Origin of the sequence: Streptomyces sp. SID12501 (assembly GCF_010550245.1) — a bacterium.
Classification (GTDB): domain Bacteria; phylum Actinomycetota; class Actinomycetes; order Streptomycetales; family Streptomycetaceae; genus Streptomyces.
This window is the reverse complement of record NZ_JAAGLU010000389.1, coordinates 1-533: the sequence shown is the minus strand read 5'-3', so window position 1 is coordinate 533 and position 533 is coordinate 1. Positions and strand designations below refer to the sequence as shown.

1 protein-coding gene is annotated in these 533 nt (G+C 73.5%); it reads left to right on the top strand.

From position 1 onward, the window contains the following. Positions 1 to 533, top strand: a 533-nt coding sequence (locus G3I71_RS46380; protein WP_164324955.1) for an ABC transporter transmembrane domain-containing protein, incomplete at both ends; no start/stop codon positions are given.

Here is a 533-nt window from a genome sequence, read left to right as displayed (position 1 = left end):
CATCGCCAAGCGCAGCCGCAAGAAGCTCTTCCCCGCCACCTGGTACGCCCAGGGCCAGGCCGCCGCCGTCGCCTCCGTCGTCGACGGCGCCGTGACCGGCGTCCGCGTCGTCAAGGGCTTCGGCCAGGAGGACCAGGAGACCGGCAAGCTGCGTGCCGCCGGACGCCGGCTGTTCGGCGGCCGGATGCGGTCCATCCGCCTCAACTCGCGCTACACCCCCGCGCTCCAGGCCGTCCCCGAGCTCGCCCAGGTCGCCATGCTCGCCCTCGGCGGCTGGATGGCCACCGAGGGCCGCGTCACCCTCGGCACCTTCGTCGCGTTCTCGACGTACCTCGCCCAGCTCGTCGGCCCCGTCCGCATGCTCGCCATGGTGATCACCGTCGCCCAGCAGGCCCGCGCCGGCGCCGAGCGCGTCTTCGAGCTCATCGACACCGAACCCGTCATCCGCGAGGGCGCGACCGAACTGCCCGCCGACGCGCCCGGCACCGTCGAGTTCGACGACGTCCGCTTCGTGTACGACCCCGAGCGGCCTG